This is a genomic window from Crocinitomix catalasitica ATCC 23190 (assembly GCF_000621625.1).
Taxonomy (GTDB): Bacteria; Bacteroidota; Bacteroidia; order Flavobacteriales_D; family Crocinitomicaceae; genus Crocinitomix; species Crocinitomix catalasitica.
Map to the genome: position 1 here is coordinate 43,347 of NZ_JHXV01000009.1, position 17,344 is coordinate 60,690.

General features: G+C 32.9%; 17 protein-coding genes. 16 read left to right on the top strand and 1 reads right to left on the bottom strand.

The features are described 5' to 3' along the window. Positions 1-207: 207 nt before the first annotated feature. The 12 genes from T367_RS0107065 (at position 208) to T367_RS0107115 (ending at position 10,525) form a co-directional block, all read left to right on the top strand. On the top strand, positions 208-1,539 hold the full coding sequence (locus tag T367_RS0107065; RefSeq protein ID WP_027419216.1) for a cytochrome ubiquinol oxidase subunit I: 1,332 nt from the start codon (positions 208-210) through the stop codon (positions 1,537-1,539). Position 1,540: 1 nt separating this feature from the next. Beyond that, positions 1,541-2,614: a cytochrome d ubiquinol oxidase subunit II gene (gene cydB / locus T367_RS0107070; RefSeq protein ID WP_027419217.1), complete on the top strand. Its 1,074-nt coding sequence runs from the start codon at positions 1,541-1,543 to the stop codon at positions 2,612-2,614. A 9-nt stretch (positions 2,615-2,623) separates the two neighbouring features. Further along, positions 2,624-2,920 (top strand): hypothetical protein, encoded by a 297-nt coding sequence (locus T367_RS21675; protein WP_035842844.1) that lies wholly within the window; start codon positions 2,624-2,626, stop codon positions 2,918-2,920. Between the two features lie 75 nt (positions 2,921-2,995). Continuing rightward, positions 2,996-3,214: a (4Fe-4S)-binding protein gene (locus T367_RS0107080; RefSeq protein WP_027419218.1), complete on the top strand. Its 219-nt coding sequence runs from the start codon at positions 2,996-2,998 to the stop codon at positions 3,212-3,214. 59 nt (positions 3,215-3,273) lie between these two features. Beyond that, a complete protein-coding gene (locus tag T367_RS24490; RefSeq protein ID WP_084274349.1) occupies positions 3,274-3,504 on the top strand; it encodes a GNAT family N-acetyltransferase in 231 nt (76 codons plus the stop codon). A 213-nt stretch (positions 3,505-3,717) separates the two neighbouring features. Then, complete coding sequence (locus T367_RS23770) at positions 3,718-5,229, top strand: sensor histidine kinase (RefSeq protein WP_051568421.1); 1,512 nt, start codon at positions 3,718-3,720, stop codon at positions 5,227-5,229. Between the two features lie 156 nt (positions 5,230-5,385). Then, positions 5,386-5,835: a KTSC domain-containing protein gene (locus T367_RS0107090; protein ID WP_027419219.1), complete on the top strand. Its 450-nt coding sequence runs from the start codon at positions 5,386-5,388 to the stop codon at positions 5,833-5,835. A 147-nt stretch (positions 5,836-5,982) separates the two neighbouring features. Beyond that, positions 5,983-6,561 carry a HutD family protein gene (locus T367_RS23775; protein WP_051568422.1) on the top strand — a complete coding sequence of 193 codons (579 nt, stop codon included), beginning with the start codon at positions 5,983-5,985 and terminating at the stop codon, positions 6,559-6,561. A 26-nt stretch (positions 6,562-6,587) separates the two neighbouring features. Next, a complete protein-coding gene (locus T367_RS21690) occupies positions 6,588-7,247 on the top strand; it encodes a YdcF family protein (RefSeq protein ID WP_051568423.1) in 660 nt (219 codons plus the stop codon). 77 nt (positions 7,248-7,324) lie between these two features. Continuing rightward, positions 7,325-7,654 carry a hypothetical protein gene (locus T367_RS0107105; RefSeq protein ID WP_027419220.1) on the top strand — a complete coding sequence of 110 codons (330 nt, stop codon included), beginning with the start codon at positions 7,325-7,327 and terminating at the stop codon, positions 7,652-7,654. Between the two features lie 101 nt (positions 7,655-7,755). Further along, positions 7,756-9,942 carry a B12-binding domain-containing radical SAM protein gene (locus T367_RS0107110; protein WP_027419221.1) on the top strand — a complete coding sequence of 729 codons (2,187 nt, stop codon included), beginning with the start codon at positions 7,756-7,758 and terminating at the stop codon, positions 9,940-9,942. A 10-nt stretch (positions 9,943-9,952) separates the two neighbouring features. After that, positions 9,953-10,525, top strand: coding sequence for a hypothetical protein (locus T367_RS0107115; protein ID WP_027419222.1), 573 nt, complete (start codon positions 9,953-9,955; stop codon positions 10,523-10,525). A 228-nt stretch (positions 10,526-10,753) separates the two neighbouring features. On the opposite strand, the gene T367_RS0107120 is transcribed toward T367_RS0107115, so the two are convergent. Then, positions 10,754-11,551 carry a hypothetical protein gene (locus tag T367_RS0107120; RefSeq protein WP_027419223.1) on the bottom strand — a complete coding sequence of 266 codons (798 nt, stop codon included), beginning with the start codon at positions 11,549-11,551 and terminating at the stop codon, positions 10,754-10,756. A gap of 320 nt (positions 11,552-11,871) precedes the next feature. Here T367_RS0107120 and T367_RS0107125 point away from each other — a divergent pair, with 320 nt between their 5' ends. The 4 genes from T367_RS0107125 to T367_RS0107145 all read left to right on the top strand — a co-directional run bounded on the left by T367_RS0107125 (position 11,872) and on the right by T367_RS0107145 (position 17,321). Then, positions 11,872-13,596, top strand: a complete 1,725-nt coding sequence (locus T367_RS0107125; RefSeq protein ID WP_027419224.1) for a helix-turn-helix domain-containing protein — start codon at positions 11,872-11,874, stop codon at positions 13,594-13,596. A 329-nt stretch (positions 13,597-13,925) separates the two neighbouring features. Further along, on the top strand, positions 13,926-16,196 hold the full coding sequence (locus tag T367_RS0107135) for an alpha/beta hydrolase family protein (RefSeq protein WP_027419225.1): 2,271 nt from the start codon (positions 13,926-13,928) through the stop codon (positions 16,194-16,196). A gap of 83 nt (positions 16,197-16,279) precedes the next feature. Continuing rightward, positions 16,280-16,663, top strand: a complete 384-nt coding sequence (locus T367_RS0107140) for a hypothetical protein (RefSeq protein ID WP_027419226.1) — start codon at positions 16,280-16,282, stop codon at positions 16,661-16,663. Positions 16,664-16,739: 76 nt separating this feature from the next. Then, positions 16,740-17,321: a porin family protein gene (locus tag T367_RS0107145; protein WP_027419227.1), complete on the top strand. Its 582-nt coding sequence runs from the start codon at positions 16,740-16,742 to the stop codon at positions 17,319-17,321. Positions 17,322-17,344: the final 23 nt, after the last annotated feature.

Genomic DNA, 17,344 nt, shown 5'->3' on the forward strand with positions numbered 1-17,344 from the left:
TGGATTTCAATTTGACTTACCTCCTATTTATACCCGCTCTAAATTGAAAAAAAAGATTAATTCTGACGTATTTAATCCTCCTCCTTTTATTGAATAATGCGTAAATTGCAGATAAATTTTATTGGTTAAAATATTATCGAATGATTCATTAAATTATGGACGTTTTGGTAAAAATTTAACACTTAAATCTACCAAAAATCCATTCCTATGGAAGACATGATTTTCTACGATCGATTGCAATTTGCTTTCACCATTACTTTTCATTATATTTTTCCCCAGCTGACAATGGGACTTTCATTAATCATTGTCCTATTTAAATTTCAATTCTTGCGCACAAAAATTGAAAAGTACAATGATGCTGCTAAATTTCTGATGAAAATATTTGCCATCAATTTCACTATGGGGGTTATTACCGGAATTCCAATGGAGTTTCAATTCGGAACCAATTGGGCCAAATTTTCAGAATTAACTGGTGGAATTATTGGTCAAACATTGGCGATGGAAGGATTGTTTTCCTTCTTTCTCGAATCCTCCTTCTTAGCCCTCTTTATATTCGGTGAAAAATTAATGGGTCAAAGGCTTCATTTCCTGACTGGTTTATTGGTTTTTATAGGCTCTTGGGCGAGTGGTTATCTTATTCTAGCGACCAATGCTTGGATGCAACATCCCGTAGGATATGAAATTCTTGAGAACGGTAGATTTGTATTAACTAATTTCTCCGAACTATTCACTAATCCATGGCTGATGCCAGCCTTCTTGCACAATCAAATGGCATCTTTGGTAACTTCATCTTTTGTATTGGCTAGTATAGGAGCATTTTATGTTTTACGGAACAAACAAGTCGAATTCGGCCGTTTATTTTTAAAATCAGGTGTCATACTAGGTTTAATATCGAGTCTTCTCGTTGCTTTCCCTACTGGCGACTGGAATGCAAAAAACATGGCTAAATATCAACCTGGTGCATTTGCTGCAATGGAGGGTATTTTTGAAACAGAACATGCTGGCGCTGAAATTGTATTAATTGGTCAACCCAATATGGTCGAGAAAAAATTAGACAATAAATTGGCTGTACCTAACGTCCTGAGTTTTTTAACCTATCAAGATTGGAACATGCAGATTAAAGGGATGGATCAATTTGAGGAAGATGAACTCCCAGATAATATTCCTGCTTTGTATTATTCATATCACATAATGGTTGGATTAGGAACAATTTTCCTAGGTATTATGGCTTTAGCTGTCTTTTTACTTTGGCGTAAAAAATTATTCAAATCGAAAGCCATTCTTTGGACCATACTCTTCCTTTTCCCCTTCCCATACATTGCAAATATTACAGGTTGGTATACAGCGGAATTAGGGCGACAACCTTATTTAGTTTATGGTTTATTGCGCACTGCAGACGGCGTTTCACCTAACGTTTCTTCTGGAAATACACTCTTTACTTTATTAGGATTTATGGGGCTCTATCTAATTCTAGGTTTATTATTTGTCCTCCTAGTCGGAAAAACTATTCATCAAGGTCCAACACCTAAAAAACATTAATATGGAAATTTTTTGGTACAGTTTAATCGGAATAATACTTGTCATCTTTTTTATATTGGATGGTTATGATTTTGGAACAGGAATCATTCATCTCTTCTACGCAAAAAAGGAGAAAGACAAAGAAGTAATTACAAAGGCAGCAGGACTTTTTTGGGATTCGAACGAAGTTTGGTTAGTTGCTGCTGGAGGCATGCTATTCATGGCTTTCCCAACTTATTATGCGTCTGTATTTAGTGGTTTATATTTACCCTTAATCATTGTATTGTGGCTTATCATTTTCAGGGCATTAGGGCTTGAATTACGCGGACAGTTTAATTACCAAATGTGGAAAGATATTTGGGATAAGGCATTTGGTGTATCCAGCTTATTATTGACCTTGTTTTTTGGTATCGCTTTAGGCAATGTACTACGTGGTGTCAATTTAGGCGGTGTCGAAGGAACAGAAGGCATTTACGAAGGTCATTATTTCTTTCTGCCACTTTGGTCGCACGACTTTAGTCCGCTATCCACGCATCCAGGTGTCATCGATTGGTTCACCATAATCATTGGAATCATTGCTGTCGTTACCATTGCAATTCATGGTGCCAATTGGGTAATCCTGAAGACCAATGCAAGTATCAATGAAAAATTAAAGAAGGTACGATTTCGTTTAGGAATTGCTCTTGTCATTTTAACCTTATTCTCTTTAAGTATATGGAATCTCATCAATCCCGAAGCGTATAGTAATTTCGCAGAACATCCTTATTTTATAATTTTCCCACTGATTTATATTACTGGTTTAGCAGGAATATTGATGTCGCATAAATTCAAAAAAGAAATTACACCTTTTATCTGTTCGACTTTGTTAATTGTAGGTGGAATCATATCTTCAATTTCTTCTATGTTTCCCGTTATTTTACCATCAACGAATGACATTCATGAATCATTAACAATTTATAATACATCAACAAGTGAATACGGCATGAATACAGCATTTATTTGGGGTATTATTGGCGTTATCTTAATCATTGTTTACTTCATCATTCAAAAACGACTTACTACAGGAAAAGTTGATAAAATGGATTATGGACATTAAATAAAAAGAATGACAGAGACGATAATCGCTTTATTAAGCATTGTTATTGGGATAATTGCCACACTAGTTCTTGGTCAAATTAAACAAAAGTTGAGTTTTGGTTTAATTGGCAATTGTATGATAGGTGTCTTTGGCAGTGTTTTATTTATTAAGTCTTTTGGACGTCTTGGATTCGATCCTGCTAGTATTTGTGCAAACAATGTTACTAACCTTCCCTTACTCTTTATTAATATGGCTGTATCAGCTTTAGGTGGTATATTTTTACTATTGTTATTGAACTTTTTACGTGTCAAGATTAAGACTTAAAAAGTAGAAAAACAATCAATTAAACCATTTGAAAAATCAATTTTATTTACTATTTTTAAAGAATAAATTAACGATATGGGCAAAGGAAATAAAGAATATTCGACAGATGGTATCACGGTAATTTGGAACGCTGAAAAATGCATTCACGCGGGCATCTGTGTGAAAACACTGCCCAATGTTTATGACCCAAAATCAAAACCTTGGATCTCGGCAGACAATGCATCAAAAGATGAATTGGTGAATCAAATTAAACAGTGTCCTTCAGGTGCACTATCATATAAATTTGATCAATAGAAAGTATAATGGCGTTCAATTTATAACATGACGAGGATAAAAAAGTCTACTATTTTGAAATCGAAGGAAAGATTGCCAAAATAGAGTATTTTAAAACTTTAGACAAAATTTTCATAACTCATACGGAGGTCCCAAAAGAACTAGGAGGTCAAGGGATTGCTTCAGCATTAATTAATGCTGATCGTCACGAAATAGAGCGGAACAAACTTAAATTAATTTCAAGATGTCCTTTCGTGACACGATATTTAGAGAAGCATCCTGAATGGGACAAAATTTTAGCCCATAATTAGAATTATAATTCCAGATATTATTCAAATTGATTATTTCAAAATACTCTTTTCTCTGAAAACTAATTCGTAAAAATGATAAATTATACAGATTAAAATTGTATTTTTAGTTCTGTTAACCTAAAACAACTACTCTTTTCTTAAATTAAAGCATTATTGTAACACCTAACAGGGCTTAAAAATTTAAAGCCTTGCAATTTTGCCTAATCTATTGCTATGGAATCAAAAAACACCTTAAAGGTTGAAAAAACATTGTTGGCTATCATAGTTATTGTGGCCACACTAGTTGCGCTATCTTGGCTTTTCAAAATTTATCAATTAACAGATATCCTTCCCAATGCTCCCACAATGAAATTTAACACTGCTGTGCTATTTATTATGGCAGCTAGCGCTGTTTATTTACGATCACAATTAAAGGAACCATCTCGTATCTTTTACTTTATTATCTTATCAATAATTTCAATCGTTTCGCTTACAGCATTGGTATCTTATTCAATAAAATTATCAATTGACATAGACAATGCAATAATTGAAGACAGTTATTCGAAAGTTATTTCTGGTAGAATGTCAAGAGCTACAGCTATCAACTTCTTGCTATTCGCAATTGGACTTTTGCTCTTAGAATCTAAAAAAAAGTCGATTAAACGTATTGGTAATGCATCCTTCCTGATCGTTTTATTAATAAGTGTAATTGGGTTTGTTTCATTTATTTTAATGGTTCCGATTGATCATAAAATTGATTTTTTCGAATCTATGTCTATTGTCACTTCCACCCTCTTTATTTTATTAACGATTAGTACTTTATTGACTACACCATATTTTTGGTTCAAAAATTTTATCACCAATAAACTCGCTGGTAGTCGGTTGATTATAGCAATGCTGCCATTTATTTTGTTCATGCCTATACTATTAAATTACTTCCTGATTTACTCTATTAAAACGAATTTACTAGCGACTGATTTTGCGATTGTTTTAGGTGCAGTACTTTATATGATCATCAGTTTGGTATACATTATAATAGTTGCAGACAGTTTAAACCATTCAGATTATCAACGTAAAGAACTGACTTCAAAATTAACGTCGCAACGCGTTGATGCGATGAAATCAGACCTTTTAAAAGAAACGCATCACCGTGTAAAGAACAATTTTCAAATGGTGAATAGTATTCTTACTCTACAAGCAAAAAAAATTGAAGACCAAGCGCTTATAAATGTAATTGAAGAATGTCAAGATCGAATTAGAGCAATGGCAGCTTTGCATGAAAACATGTATAGCCACGGAGATTATGAAGAAGTTCTGGTCAAAGACTTTTTTCAATCAATTGTTCACTCACTTGTCATGTCATATTCAGGTTCGAAAAAAATTGAAATGGAAATAAATATTGACCTCGAAAAAATGGATATGAATACAGCCATTCCGTTGGGGTTAATTATTAATGAAATGGTTACCAATTCTCTTAAACATGCCTTTTCAAATCGAGATAGTGGCACAATTCTATTGGAATTAAGGGAAGAGAATTCGAAATATTATAAATTAGTTATTGGTGACGATGGCGTGGGGTCTCCAATTGAAAACTATGTCAATAAAGATGATAATTCATTCGACGAAATATCTATGGGTCGTGAATTAATTGAAGTTTTCACTGAGCAAATTAGTGGACGAAAAAAAATATTGGATCGAATTGGCACCGTTTACAAAATTACTTTCCCAAAATATCATACAAGATAACCTGTTAAATCAACCATAGATAAATAGTTCATTTCAATGATTTGTATTATTTAGTGTGAATAACGAATCAATAAACTATCTTTGCGCGATTAAATAGAAGTTTATTGTGTATTTATTCAATTCATACCGCTAAACGTCGAAAGCAAATAATGAATTATGAAGCGCATAAATGAATACAAAAAGTTGTTCAATGTTGAACCAACTACGGATCTAAAACAACTTAAAACTACCTATAGAAATTTGGTAAAGGAATGGCATCCTGATAAATTTCAAGCTGGCGATGAAAAAGCAGCGGAAGCTGAATTAAAAAGCCAACAAATCATTGATGCTTATCACTTTCTAGTTAGTATTGCTCCTGAAACTAAAGTTGCAAATCAAGCCGAATATGATAACTTGATCAATGTAGTTGGAATTTCAGATTTCCAACACAAAAAACAAGTATTAGAAGTTACTTTTTTAGACGGTTCGACTTACGAATATTTTGGAGTTTCACCTAAAGTCTATCAAAAAATGGTGAATACTGATAAATTGTCTAGATTCGCTAAAAGAAGTATCTACAACTCATACTTATACCGTAAATCTAAAAACGGTGCTAAAGAAAGTTAATTATTAGCTCAAATATCTAATTTTCAGTTCTTAATTCTTACTTTTACTATTGTGTTTTTGCAATAAAATTTGTATTTTAATTTTTTAATTCCAAATTTTATCGAAGTACATAAAAGTGGTAAAAATTGAACAAAATTGTCCATTACGATGAAGTGTAGTATTTTAAAAACTCAAAAGATTGAAAGCAAAAAATGGTCTGGTGGAGAAACTACCGAATTGCTTATCTATCCTAATACTGCTGTATATCAACAATTGGATTTTGATTTTAGATTAAGTACTGCGACAATTACTGATCCTTCTTCTACGTTTACAAATTTAAAGGATATATCTAGGACCTTAATGGTCGTGGATGGTGAAATTGAATTGAGTCATAATGGTGAAGATCCTGTATTATTAAAAAAGTTTGATCAAAGTAGTTTTAGTGGCGATGACAACACGCAATCAAGAGGTTTAGGATCTGATTTTAACTTGATGACGAGCGGAAAAACGAAAGGCGAAATAAAAGGATTGACGGTACTTCAATCAAAACCTTTCTATTATCGACTTTCGTCTAAGCTCAAATTCTTATATATTTATATAATCAAAGGAACTGTTAAAGTTGATTGTGACGAAAAGAATTCAACCTTAGATAGCAATGACATGTTGGAAGTTTCAGATTGTAGAGATTTAAATATGCAATTCATGGCAGATATTGAGGCAGATATCATCTTGATTGAAATTTATTGATAACTCCTGGTATGAATAGCAAATTAATGACTTTTTTATCGTGTTTTGCGATATTATTCAGCACGTTTAGTTGTGTCATTAGACATCCTGAAAAACACTTGATCAAAGTAATTGATAGCAACGAAAAGTTTGATGCTGTAATTGTGCCTGGTCACCCACTCGAAGATGGAGAATGGTCTAATGTCACTGAAATGCGAATGGTGTGGGTTAAATATTTATGGGACCAAGGTCTTGTTAAAAATATAATCTTCTCTGGTGGGGCGGTGTACAATCAATATGCCGAGTGCAAAGTAATGAAACTATATGCGCTCGAGATGGGCATTCCAGCACAAAATATTTTTATGGATTCGCTTGCTGAACATAGTACAGAAAATGTTTTCTATTCAACACTAATAGCAAAAGAAAACGGATTGAAAACAATTGCTTTGGCCAGTGATCCTTATCAAACCAAAAACCTCAAAGCATTCCTGAAAAAAATGGAACGTAAAACAGGTTATGATATCCAAATATTACCGGCTATAATTGATACTTTGGCCACTATAGAAGACAGGAATTATAGCATCAATCCAGAGAAAGCTATTGGTTCTAAATTTGTGGACATTACAAATACGCAAAGTCTTGGATATCGACTTAAAGGAACGATGGGTTTAAGAATTGACTGGGAATTATTAGCTCCTGTTCAATAAAATTATCTATTTTCATATTAAACAAATACCCTGGTTAAAAATCAATACGTTTAAACGTGTTAATCAATTCTACTCTCATGAAAAACATCATTTATATTTTTATTTTCGCAATTAGTGTTTTCAGTTGCTCTGAAAATAAAACAGCAGACTTTATTGGCACTTGGACGTCGACATCAAACGATAAGGATGTGCTTATAATAACTAACGACAGCGAGAGTATGACTGTTCTAATTGATAAAAAAAACAAATCTCTTCCAGCATATATACAAGGAGATACATTAAAAATAATATTTAAGAAAGATACGCTTTCAGCACTGCTAAATGATCAACGTGAATTGGTTATTAATAGTAGTGAAAAGAAGAAAATAAACGGCATCTATACCCTTTCTTCAAATTTATCAGAATAGAAAATTGCGATACTTAACGAATTCAATTAACTACACTGATCACTACACAATTTAATAAACTATCTTTGTTCAGCTATCAATAAAGCACTAAATTGTTTCGTTTGAAAGACTTACTTTTAATAACACCTCCGTTTACTCAATTAAACACGCCCTATCCCGCAACGGCTTATTTAAAAGGATTCTTAAACACGAAGAGTATTTCATCTTTTCAAGTGGATTTGGGGATTGAAGTTATTCTTGCCTTATTCGAACGATCAAAATTTGCCTACTTATTTGAAAGTGCCAAAGAGAATAATACCATACAAACAGAAAATGCCGAACGCATCTATACATTGCGTGAAGCTTATTTGACTCCATTAAACGAAGTCATTCGTTTTTTACAAGGAGAGAACCCTACCCTCGCCAGACAAATTTGTGCAGGAAATTTTCTCCCGCAAGCATCGCGCTTTGAACAATTAGATGATTTAGAATTTGCATTTGGAATGATGGGAATGCAGGATAAAGCGAAACATTTGGCAACCTTGTATCTCGAAGATTTATCAGATTTTATTATTGAATGTATCGATGATAATTTTGGCTTTAGCAGATACGCAGAAAGAATGGGGCAAAGTGCGAACTCGTTTGATGAATTGCATGATTTATTACAAACAGCACCTACATTTATTGACGAAATAACACTGTCCTTACTCGAACAAAAAATAAATGAAACGCAACCTAAATTGATCTGTTTCTCTGTTCCCTTTCCTGGAAACTTATACAGTGCTTTTAGATGTGCGCAATTTATAAAATCAAATTACCCAGATATAAAAATAGCAATGGGTGGTGGTTTTCCCAACACTGAATTAAGATCCGTTACTGATACCAGAGTTTTTGATTATTTTGATTTTATTACGCTGGATGATGGAGAATTACCAATAGAATTATTGTTCCAGCATATTGAAGACCTTTCATTTTTTGAATTGAAACGAACACTTCATTTAAAGGATGATAAAGTCTATTATAATAATACCAGTGATAAAGCGGATTATAAACAAATTGATCTCGGTACTCCGGATTATAGCGATTTAAGGCTCAATAAATATATTTCAGTTATTGAAATAGCGAACCCAATGCATAGCTTATGGAGTGATGGCAGGTGGAATAAATTGACCATGGCCCATGGATGTTATTGGGGTAAGTGTACATTTTGCGATATCTCATTAGATTATATAAAAATATATGAACCCATAGCCGCCAAAATTTTGGTGGACAGAATGGAAGAATTGATTAAACAAACGAATGAAAGCGGTTTTCATTTTGTTGACGAAGCCGCGCCTCCGGCATTAATGAAAGCTTTGGCATTAGAAATAATTCGAAGAAAATTGACTGTTACTTGGTGGGCCAATATTAGATTTGAGAAGAACTTTACGCAAGACTTATGTTTATTGCTCAAAGCTTCAGGATGTATTGCAGTTTCAGGAGGTTTAGAAGTTGCTTCTGATCGACTTTTGGCATTGATAGATAAGGGAGTTAGCGTTGAGCAAGTTGCTAAAGTAACGCGGAATTTCACGAATGCGGATATTATGGTACATGCTTATTTAATGTACGGCTATCCAACACAAAATGAACAAGAAACCATAGATAGTTTAGAAATGGTTCGACAACTTTTTGAAGCAGGGATTATCCAATCAGGATTCTGGCATCAATTTGCTTTGACAGCACATAGCCCTATCGGTCTTAATCCTGAAAATTATAATTTAAAACCTAACCTAAAAGAGATCACCTTCGCGAATAACGATATTGATTTCGTCGATAATACTGGAATTGACCACTCGAAATATAGTTTTGGGTTAAAAAAATCACTGTATAATTATATGCATGATATTGGATATGATATTCCATTAAAAGATTGGTTTGATTTTAAAACTCCACGAACAAAAATAAGCCCAGACTATATAAACAATTGTTTAGTAACGTCTGAACATTTTAATATCAAGGCGAATAATAAAATTATTTGGCTTGGCACTACTCCAATTCATAACGAGTTTACAAAAAGTAAAAAAGGAAATACTTGGACAATGCTTCAATTAATTTTCCATACCCCTGAAATGGTTAAGGAGATAATTTTAGAACAAAAAGAAGGTCTTTGGTTTTTAGATTTATTGCCTCAATTATCGCCAGAAAACGTAAAACAATTAACTTTTAATCAAATAAAATTGAATTTTGAAGAACAATTTGAAAACTTTGAATTGTTCTGGTATTCTAAACCGATACAACAATTAAAATCCATTGGCCTAATCGTCATTTAAAATAAATATTATGAAATTAACATCTCTCGGATACTCCCCCAATTGGCTGAAATTTAAACTCTTAGACGAATCTATTTTCAACCAACAATTAGCAGCATTTACTAAAGCTGAAGAACTAGAGATTGACTCTTGGAAATACAGAATGAAAACCTTAGAAAATTGGTTTGCTACAAAGACAAAGATTTCCGATAAAGAAATCGATCAAGTATTATTAGTGATTCATGAAGATCCAGACGAATTATTTATTGGTAAAGCAGTTGAGTTTTTGTTTCAATCTCCAATATTAAGCCCTAGCCAATTTTCAATTCTAGAGCAAAAAATACCAGAATTTGGCGATTGGACAAAAAAATTAATCGATCGAACTATTCTAGATAAAAGACTTAAAAAACTACCAATTAGTCGTCAATTATTTGACGCGTGTGTTAGTTATAAGAATGAATTTAACGACAATCGGTTAATTGTTAAAATCATTGAATTAACAGATAATACGGAATATCTTGAAGAATTTCTTGTGAACGGAAGCGGAAAAAGAATTAAGACTATGGCTGAGAAGAAATTACGTCAAATAGCGCGTTTGAGTTAATATTCCATCCAACGATAAGTGTTATTCTCGTTTTACAACAAAGCATTTGCCATACAAATGTTAGAAAGGTGCTGTTCAATTTTCTAAAGACAAGCCCCTACCCTTACATTAATATAATTGTATACTACATCGTGAACGAAACCTTCAAAAAGGCAACTTTTTATTTAAAAAAAAAGAGCCTTCAATTTAAAAAATTGAAGGCTCTTGAATTCAGATCAATTATAATGATTAATTGAATTTAACCATTTTAGTTCTTGCTGTTTCATTGATAATCCAATAGTCTTTGCCATCAATTGATTGCGGATCATAATTAATCCCGACAATTTGAACAAAGCCATCTCCACTTCCTAATCCAACCATGTCGGCTGCACTAAAAGTATACGAACTTGTTCCACCTGCAACAATATAAAATTTTGCATTTTCAGAACCATAAAGTCCAAAGTAAACAGAATCTGCATCAGCAACTTCTGGACAAGATAAGACATAGTCAGAACCTGTATTTACGTCTCCAGAATTAATATCGTCAACAGTAGGAAATCCAACAGAACTAGCTGCTGTAACAGCAGGCCAAGTTCCACCAGCAACTACCCATGAAACATCGTCTGTGAAATCAATTCCTGTAGGAGACGAGGCTGAAGGAGTGAATACATAAGAATTATTATCCTGTTTTGTAAGCACTTTAGTATTGACTTTTACTTCACCTGCATCTTGGAAGTTCGCACCTCCATCTTCACTAAACATAGCAACCGCAGTTCCGATTGATGCATCAAAAGTAATTCCACCTGTATTTGTAGTTGTCAATGATTTAATTGAAACAAACGCTCCAAAACTGCCGGCGAAACTAGGTGTAAATCCTGAAGGCGCAGTAGCAGTTACTTCTCCATATTCACATGACCCGTCATCTTCCGTGGCGGTCACTTTGTAATTTGAAGCCAATGGATCAGTACATCCGTCTTTCTTACATGAAGTAAAAAAAAGCATTGCACCAACCACAGTGATGGCTAATTTTAAAGATAGGTTTTTCATATTTTATGATTTAATTAGTTAAGCAAACTAAGTAAAAAAAAATGAATTTTAAATCGTTCGAATAAAATATTTAGCCCTAACAATCAAATCATTACAAAACACCAATACATTAAACACTTAATTATCAATATATTAATTTAATATCTATTCATATAATTGACTGAAGCCATTTTATCATTCACACACCTTTTATTGGACAAACAACTTTAATAAGCTGGTTGAACCACTTTTAATTCACCTACCAAAAAAGTATCATTTTACATTTTATGTTAATTTTACGACCAAATTAAATGCTGAGTAGAATAACTCAAATAGACAATATGTTGCAAGGAAAATTCCTTATTAAGTTAATCTTCTGTTTTTTAATCCCTTTTTCTGGACTTGCCCAAAAGTTGAATTACGATGAATTATCTGCTGATGAACTTCAAGATTCTTTGACAAAATATCTCACGTACGATAAAGAAAAAGCATTGTTTTTTGGCGAATTGTGCGAAAAAAAGGCGAAAGAAGACGGGAATATAGAAATACAAGGTTTAGTAATTGAGGCCTATTCTATTCTCCATTTGTACGATAAAAATATTGATCAAGCCATTTTTGAATCCGAAAGGTTAATGGCATTTGCTAAAAAACATGAGAACGATGTCCTACTAATACATGCTAATTTATTGGGAGGAGATTTACAGTTCAGCATTCCAAATAGTAGCAAAGCAATAACCTATTATAATGCAGCTTTAGAGATTGCTAAAAAAAGTAATAACGACCTACTTCGAGAAGTCACATTAAGTAAATTAGCGAGTCTTCACATATTTTCTGAAGACCATGCTAAAGCCATAGAAGCTACAAAAAAGAATGTTGCATTTTATTCAAGTAGGCAAATTGATTCATTATATACGCGTGATATAAAAGACCTCAGCATAATAAAAAGCCTATTATATTTATCTATTTCTTATCAGAAAATAGATCAACTTGATTCTGCAAAATATTATCACAATAGATTAAAGTTAGTTGCCTTGGATGGTGATTCATGTCTTATGTATTTCGTTTACTTAAATCAAGCAGAAATTGATTTTATTGAAGGAAATTTTAATGAGGCTAAACGTAATTATCAAAAAACACTTGATTTTTGTCCGCCAGCATCTTCATTATTTTGGCTAAATCATGCTTATAGATTAGGAAAAGTTGAACATGGTATGCGCAATTTCTCAGCCGCAATTCAAATTTTAGAAGATGGTTTAGCAGCATATGAAGTCACTCCTGAAGAGGAAGGTTATATGCTTGACTATTATGAAATTATCGCAGATTCATATAAAGAAAACGGTAATTTCGAAAAAGCACATTTCTATTTTGAAAAATATTTAAACACGAAAGATGAGTTCTCTAAAATTAAAGACGATGTGAATGCTTCACTTCGTGCACAAGAATTAGCGGACTATAAAAGTGAATTGAATAAATTGGCAAGGGCTAAGAATATTCAAAATAACTATTTGAATTATGTTCTATTAGGATCTTCAATACTGATTCTCGGATTATTGTTTTTGTTATTGCGCTTTTACCGATTGAGAAAAAAAGATGAATTAAGATTCAATCTTTTGATGGATAAGTTGAATAATATTGAACAAACCAAAATTGTACAACCAATCGTCGATTCGAAAGACACCGTCTTAGAAGAAAAATCTACGAATGACATAAGTGAAGAGATAAAAACTCAAATAATCGACGGTTTAAAATATTTGGAAGAAAAAGAATACTTTCTCTCAGTTGACTGTAATTCTTATAATGTTGCCAAAAAAATCAAAACCAACACGACTTATTTATCCAAGGTATTGAATATGGAATTTGAAAAGAATTTCAATACTTATATCAACGACCTGAGAATTAATTATGCGATAGTGCGGCTAAAAAATGATCGACAATTTAGATCATATTCCATTCAAGCCATCGCAGAAGAGTTAGGATATAAAAGCGGCGATTCATTTGCTAAATATTTCAAACTACATACCCAATTGAATCCTTCATTTTATATTAAACAGTTGAATAATCTTTGATTTTTTTCATAAAACTACCCGAAATTTAGAAATTTAGGGTTGGGATTGATCGTTTTAGTAGATGCCGTCAATAAACACGTAAACCACTCATAATCAACATGTTAAAAACTAATTTCGTCGCCATTTTTCCTTAATTTCGGGCAAACATCAATCAAACCTATGCTTTTTAGGTTCATCTTTGTGCTGTACTTAAATTTCAATAGTTATGACAGAAAAATCAAATACAAGTAAAAAAATTCTTTGGATAAAATTTGCAATTGGTATGGTAATAGGCGCAAGCTTATACTTAATTATAAAATTATTATTTTAAATCTCTAAACCGTTAAATTATGAAAACAATTCGATTATCAATACTCACATTTGCTATTGTTATGATAAGCACTATAAGCACAGCACAAGACTATTCTGGATCATGGAAAGGAGCTATTACGACTCAAGGTATAGAACTTGAGCTCATCTTTGACATCAGTGAAACTGACGAAGGATATTCCTCAACATTAGATGTTCCAATGCAGGGAGCAAGCGGTATTCCTATTGACAAAACAATAGTTGAAGATGGCCAAATCACATTTACTTCTGCCACTGTACAATTCAAATATGTCGCTAAAATGGAAGACAATGATCTTAGCGGTACATTTTATCAAAATGGTATGGAATTGCCGTTGGTATTAAGTAAAACGGTAAAAACATTACCGGGAAATACTGCATTACCAACGACGAGTGCGGATTTGGCAAAATTAGCGGCAAAAGAATCTGGCCCTTTTAAATATTCTGTTGAGGATTATTTTAAAAACCCTGATGCAGCTTCATTTCAACTGTCTCCAAATGGCGAATACCTATCGTATTTGAAGCGTAATGATGAAGGTAAAAACACACTTTTTATAAAAAATACAGCAACGGATAAAGAGTTGGCTATTTTAAAAGATGGTGAAGATATTATTAAAGGATATTTTTGGGCGACAAACGAAAGAATCCTATACTTAAAAGATAAAGGTGGGGACGAAAATTTTCACGTTTTCGGCATCAATATAGATGGGTCAAATGATAAAGAACTGACTCCTTTTGACGGTGTAAAAGCGAATATCCTTGAATCACTTAAAGATGACAAGGAACATATCATTATCTCATTAAATAAAGATAATAAGCAACAAGAAGAGCCTTATAAATTAAATATCAATACGGGAAAATTAACCAAACTCTACACTTTTAAAGAAGGTGAAGCGCCAGTTGCAGGTTACACTTTTGACAAGGACGGAGAATTAAGAATTATCACACGATTGATAAATGGTGTTGATCAATCTATCGATTATAAAATTGATGGTGAGATGAAAAATTTAATGACGGTCGAATTTGGAAACGCGTTTAACGTAATTGAATTCAATTATGAAACAGAGAATCCAAATGATGCATACGTAGCGTCAAATTTATCGAGTGATAAAACGGTTATTCAATTGTATGACTTAAAAGCGAAGAAAGTAATCAAGGAGATACATTCTGACAAAACTTATGACGTTTCTTCTATACGCCTTTCGAGAAAAAGAGGATTTGAGATTGACTATATTATGGTTAACGCTGAGAAAGTTAGAATTATTCCGATTAGTGAAACTTATAAAAAAGTGCAGGCAAGATTGAAAAAAGAATTTGGTGACAAGCAATTTTATACAACATACAGATCTGATGATGAAAATGTACAGATGATTGTTGTAACGAGTGACAAAATTGTTGCTGAATATTATATCTACAATGTAAAAGAAGACAAGGTTAAACTTTTATACAAAGTATTGCCTCATTTAAAGGAGTCAGACATGGCTGAAATGCGTCCGATTAAGTTTCAAAGTCGTGATGGTAAAACAATTTACGGCTATATCACTTTACCAAAAGCAGCTTTAAACGGAGAAAAAGTCCCTTTAATCGTTATGCCACATGGTGGACCTCAAGGTGTAAGAGATTCATGGGGATTCAATCCAGAAAATCAATTATTTGCCAGTCGTGGATACGCTACTTTAAATGTGAATTTTAGAATTTCAGGCGGTTATGGGAAGGAATTTATGAATTCTGGTTTCAAACAAATCGGTCGTGCTGCGATGGATGATGTTGAAGATGGTTTAGCTTATGTTATTCAACAAGGTTGGGTAAATAAGGATAAAGTTGCTATCTACGGTGCAAGTCATGGTGGATACGCTGTACTGCGAGGAATGACAAAAACACCTGAATTATATGCTTGTGGTGTTGACTATGTTGGTGTTTCTAATTTAAATACATTTATGGAAAGCATTCCAGCATATTGGGAGAAATACAGAGCTTTATTGTATGAAACTTGGTATGATCCAAATATCCCAGAAGAGAAAATCATAATGGATGAAATTTCACCAGCTTTGCATACAGACAAAATTGTTAAGCCGTTATTCGTTGTGCAAGGTGCAAACGACCCAAGAGTTAACATAAACGAAGCTGACCAAATAGTTGAAAAATTAAGAGCACGGAATATTGATGTTCCATATATGGTGAAATATGACGAAGGTCATGGATTTTACAAAGAAGAAAATCGAATTGAATTGTATACAACTATGATGGGCTTTTTTGCTGAGCATTTGAAATAGGCTGTAAACTAAAGCATTAAAAAAGACCTTGCAATTTTATTGTAAGGTCTTTTTTTTTCTATTTTTATTCTAAAATCTAAACTATGCGAATATTATTATTATTTCTACTTGCTTTTTCACTGCCTATAGCTTCTAATGCTCAACAGCAAGGCGGATTTATTTACATTATCGATAAAACAGCTGAAGGGAATGTTTATTATATGTCAGAATATTTAGAGGCAAAATTCCCAGGTGACCATGATGGTATTGATGCTCAAAGAAAGTCTTTCGATCAAAAATTTAAAGATTACGTTCTTGAAAATTATGACCTTGTCGATTACCAACTTGTTCAGAATGATTGGATGGTACCAGGTAGAGGTGTTTATCCTGACCGAGCATATGCTAAAAAACTAGAGAATATACCGGTAATGGATGAGGGCAGTAAAATCATTATTGTTGAAGGATTTAAGCTGATTGCAACTAAATAACTCGTTCATTTTAAAATAATTATTCATTTTTTAGGTTAACGCAAACGAAAAATCTTTTTTTTGCGTTAACCTAATTATGAAGCTCCCTATTTTCATTTCAATTTTCTTGTTAACATCTTTGACTTATGCGCAAAAAGTTGAAATAGGTCCTTTACTTTCCTTTGGCCATTCATTTTGTGATCAACAAATAAGTTTTAAACAGATTTCAAGAAAAACATTTTCCCCTGGATTTACTGTAAATTATTGGATGAACTCGCGATTCTTTTCAATTGGTTCAGGCGTGATTTACGACCAACGAGGTTATAAAACAGCAACAGACACTTATAGGATCAATTATATTACCGTTCCGTTAAGAGTTTCATTGACACTCGGAAAAACCATTTTTATTCGACCATCCATTGGTACTAACTTATCTTTTTTAAGTAACTCTAAGCGATCCGACAACACAACTAAAATAACTGAATCATTCGCGACAGAAAGTACCGATCTTTCTTATTTTGCATCATTTGCAACTGGATTCTATATCAAGAAGCGCATATCATTTTACGCAAATTTAAAATTGATTAATAGTTTTGTTCCTTTCGTTTTCTCTGATGACTGGGGCAAACTGAAGCATAGAAAACAGATTATCACTTTGGGCTTAAATTTTTCTGTGTAAGACTATTTCCAATTCGCCACAAA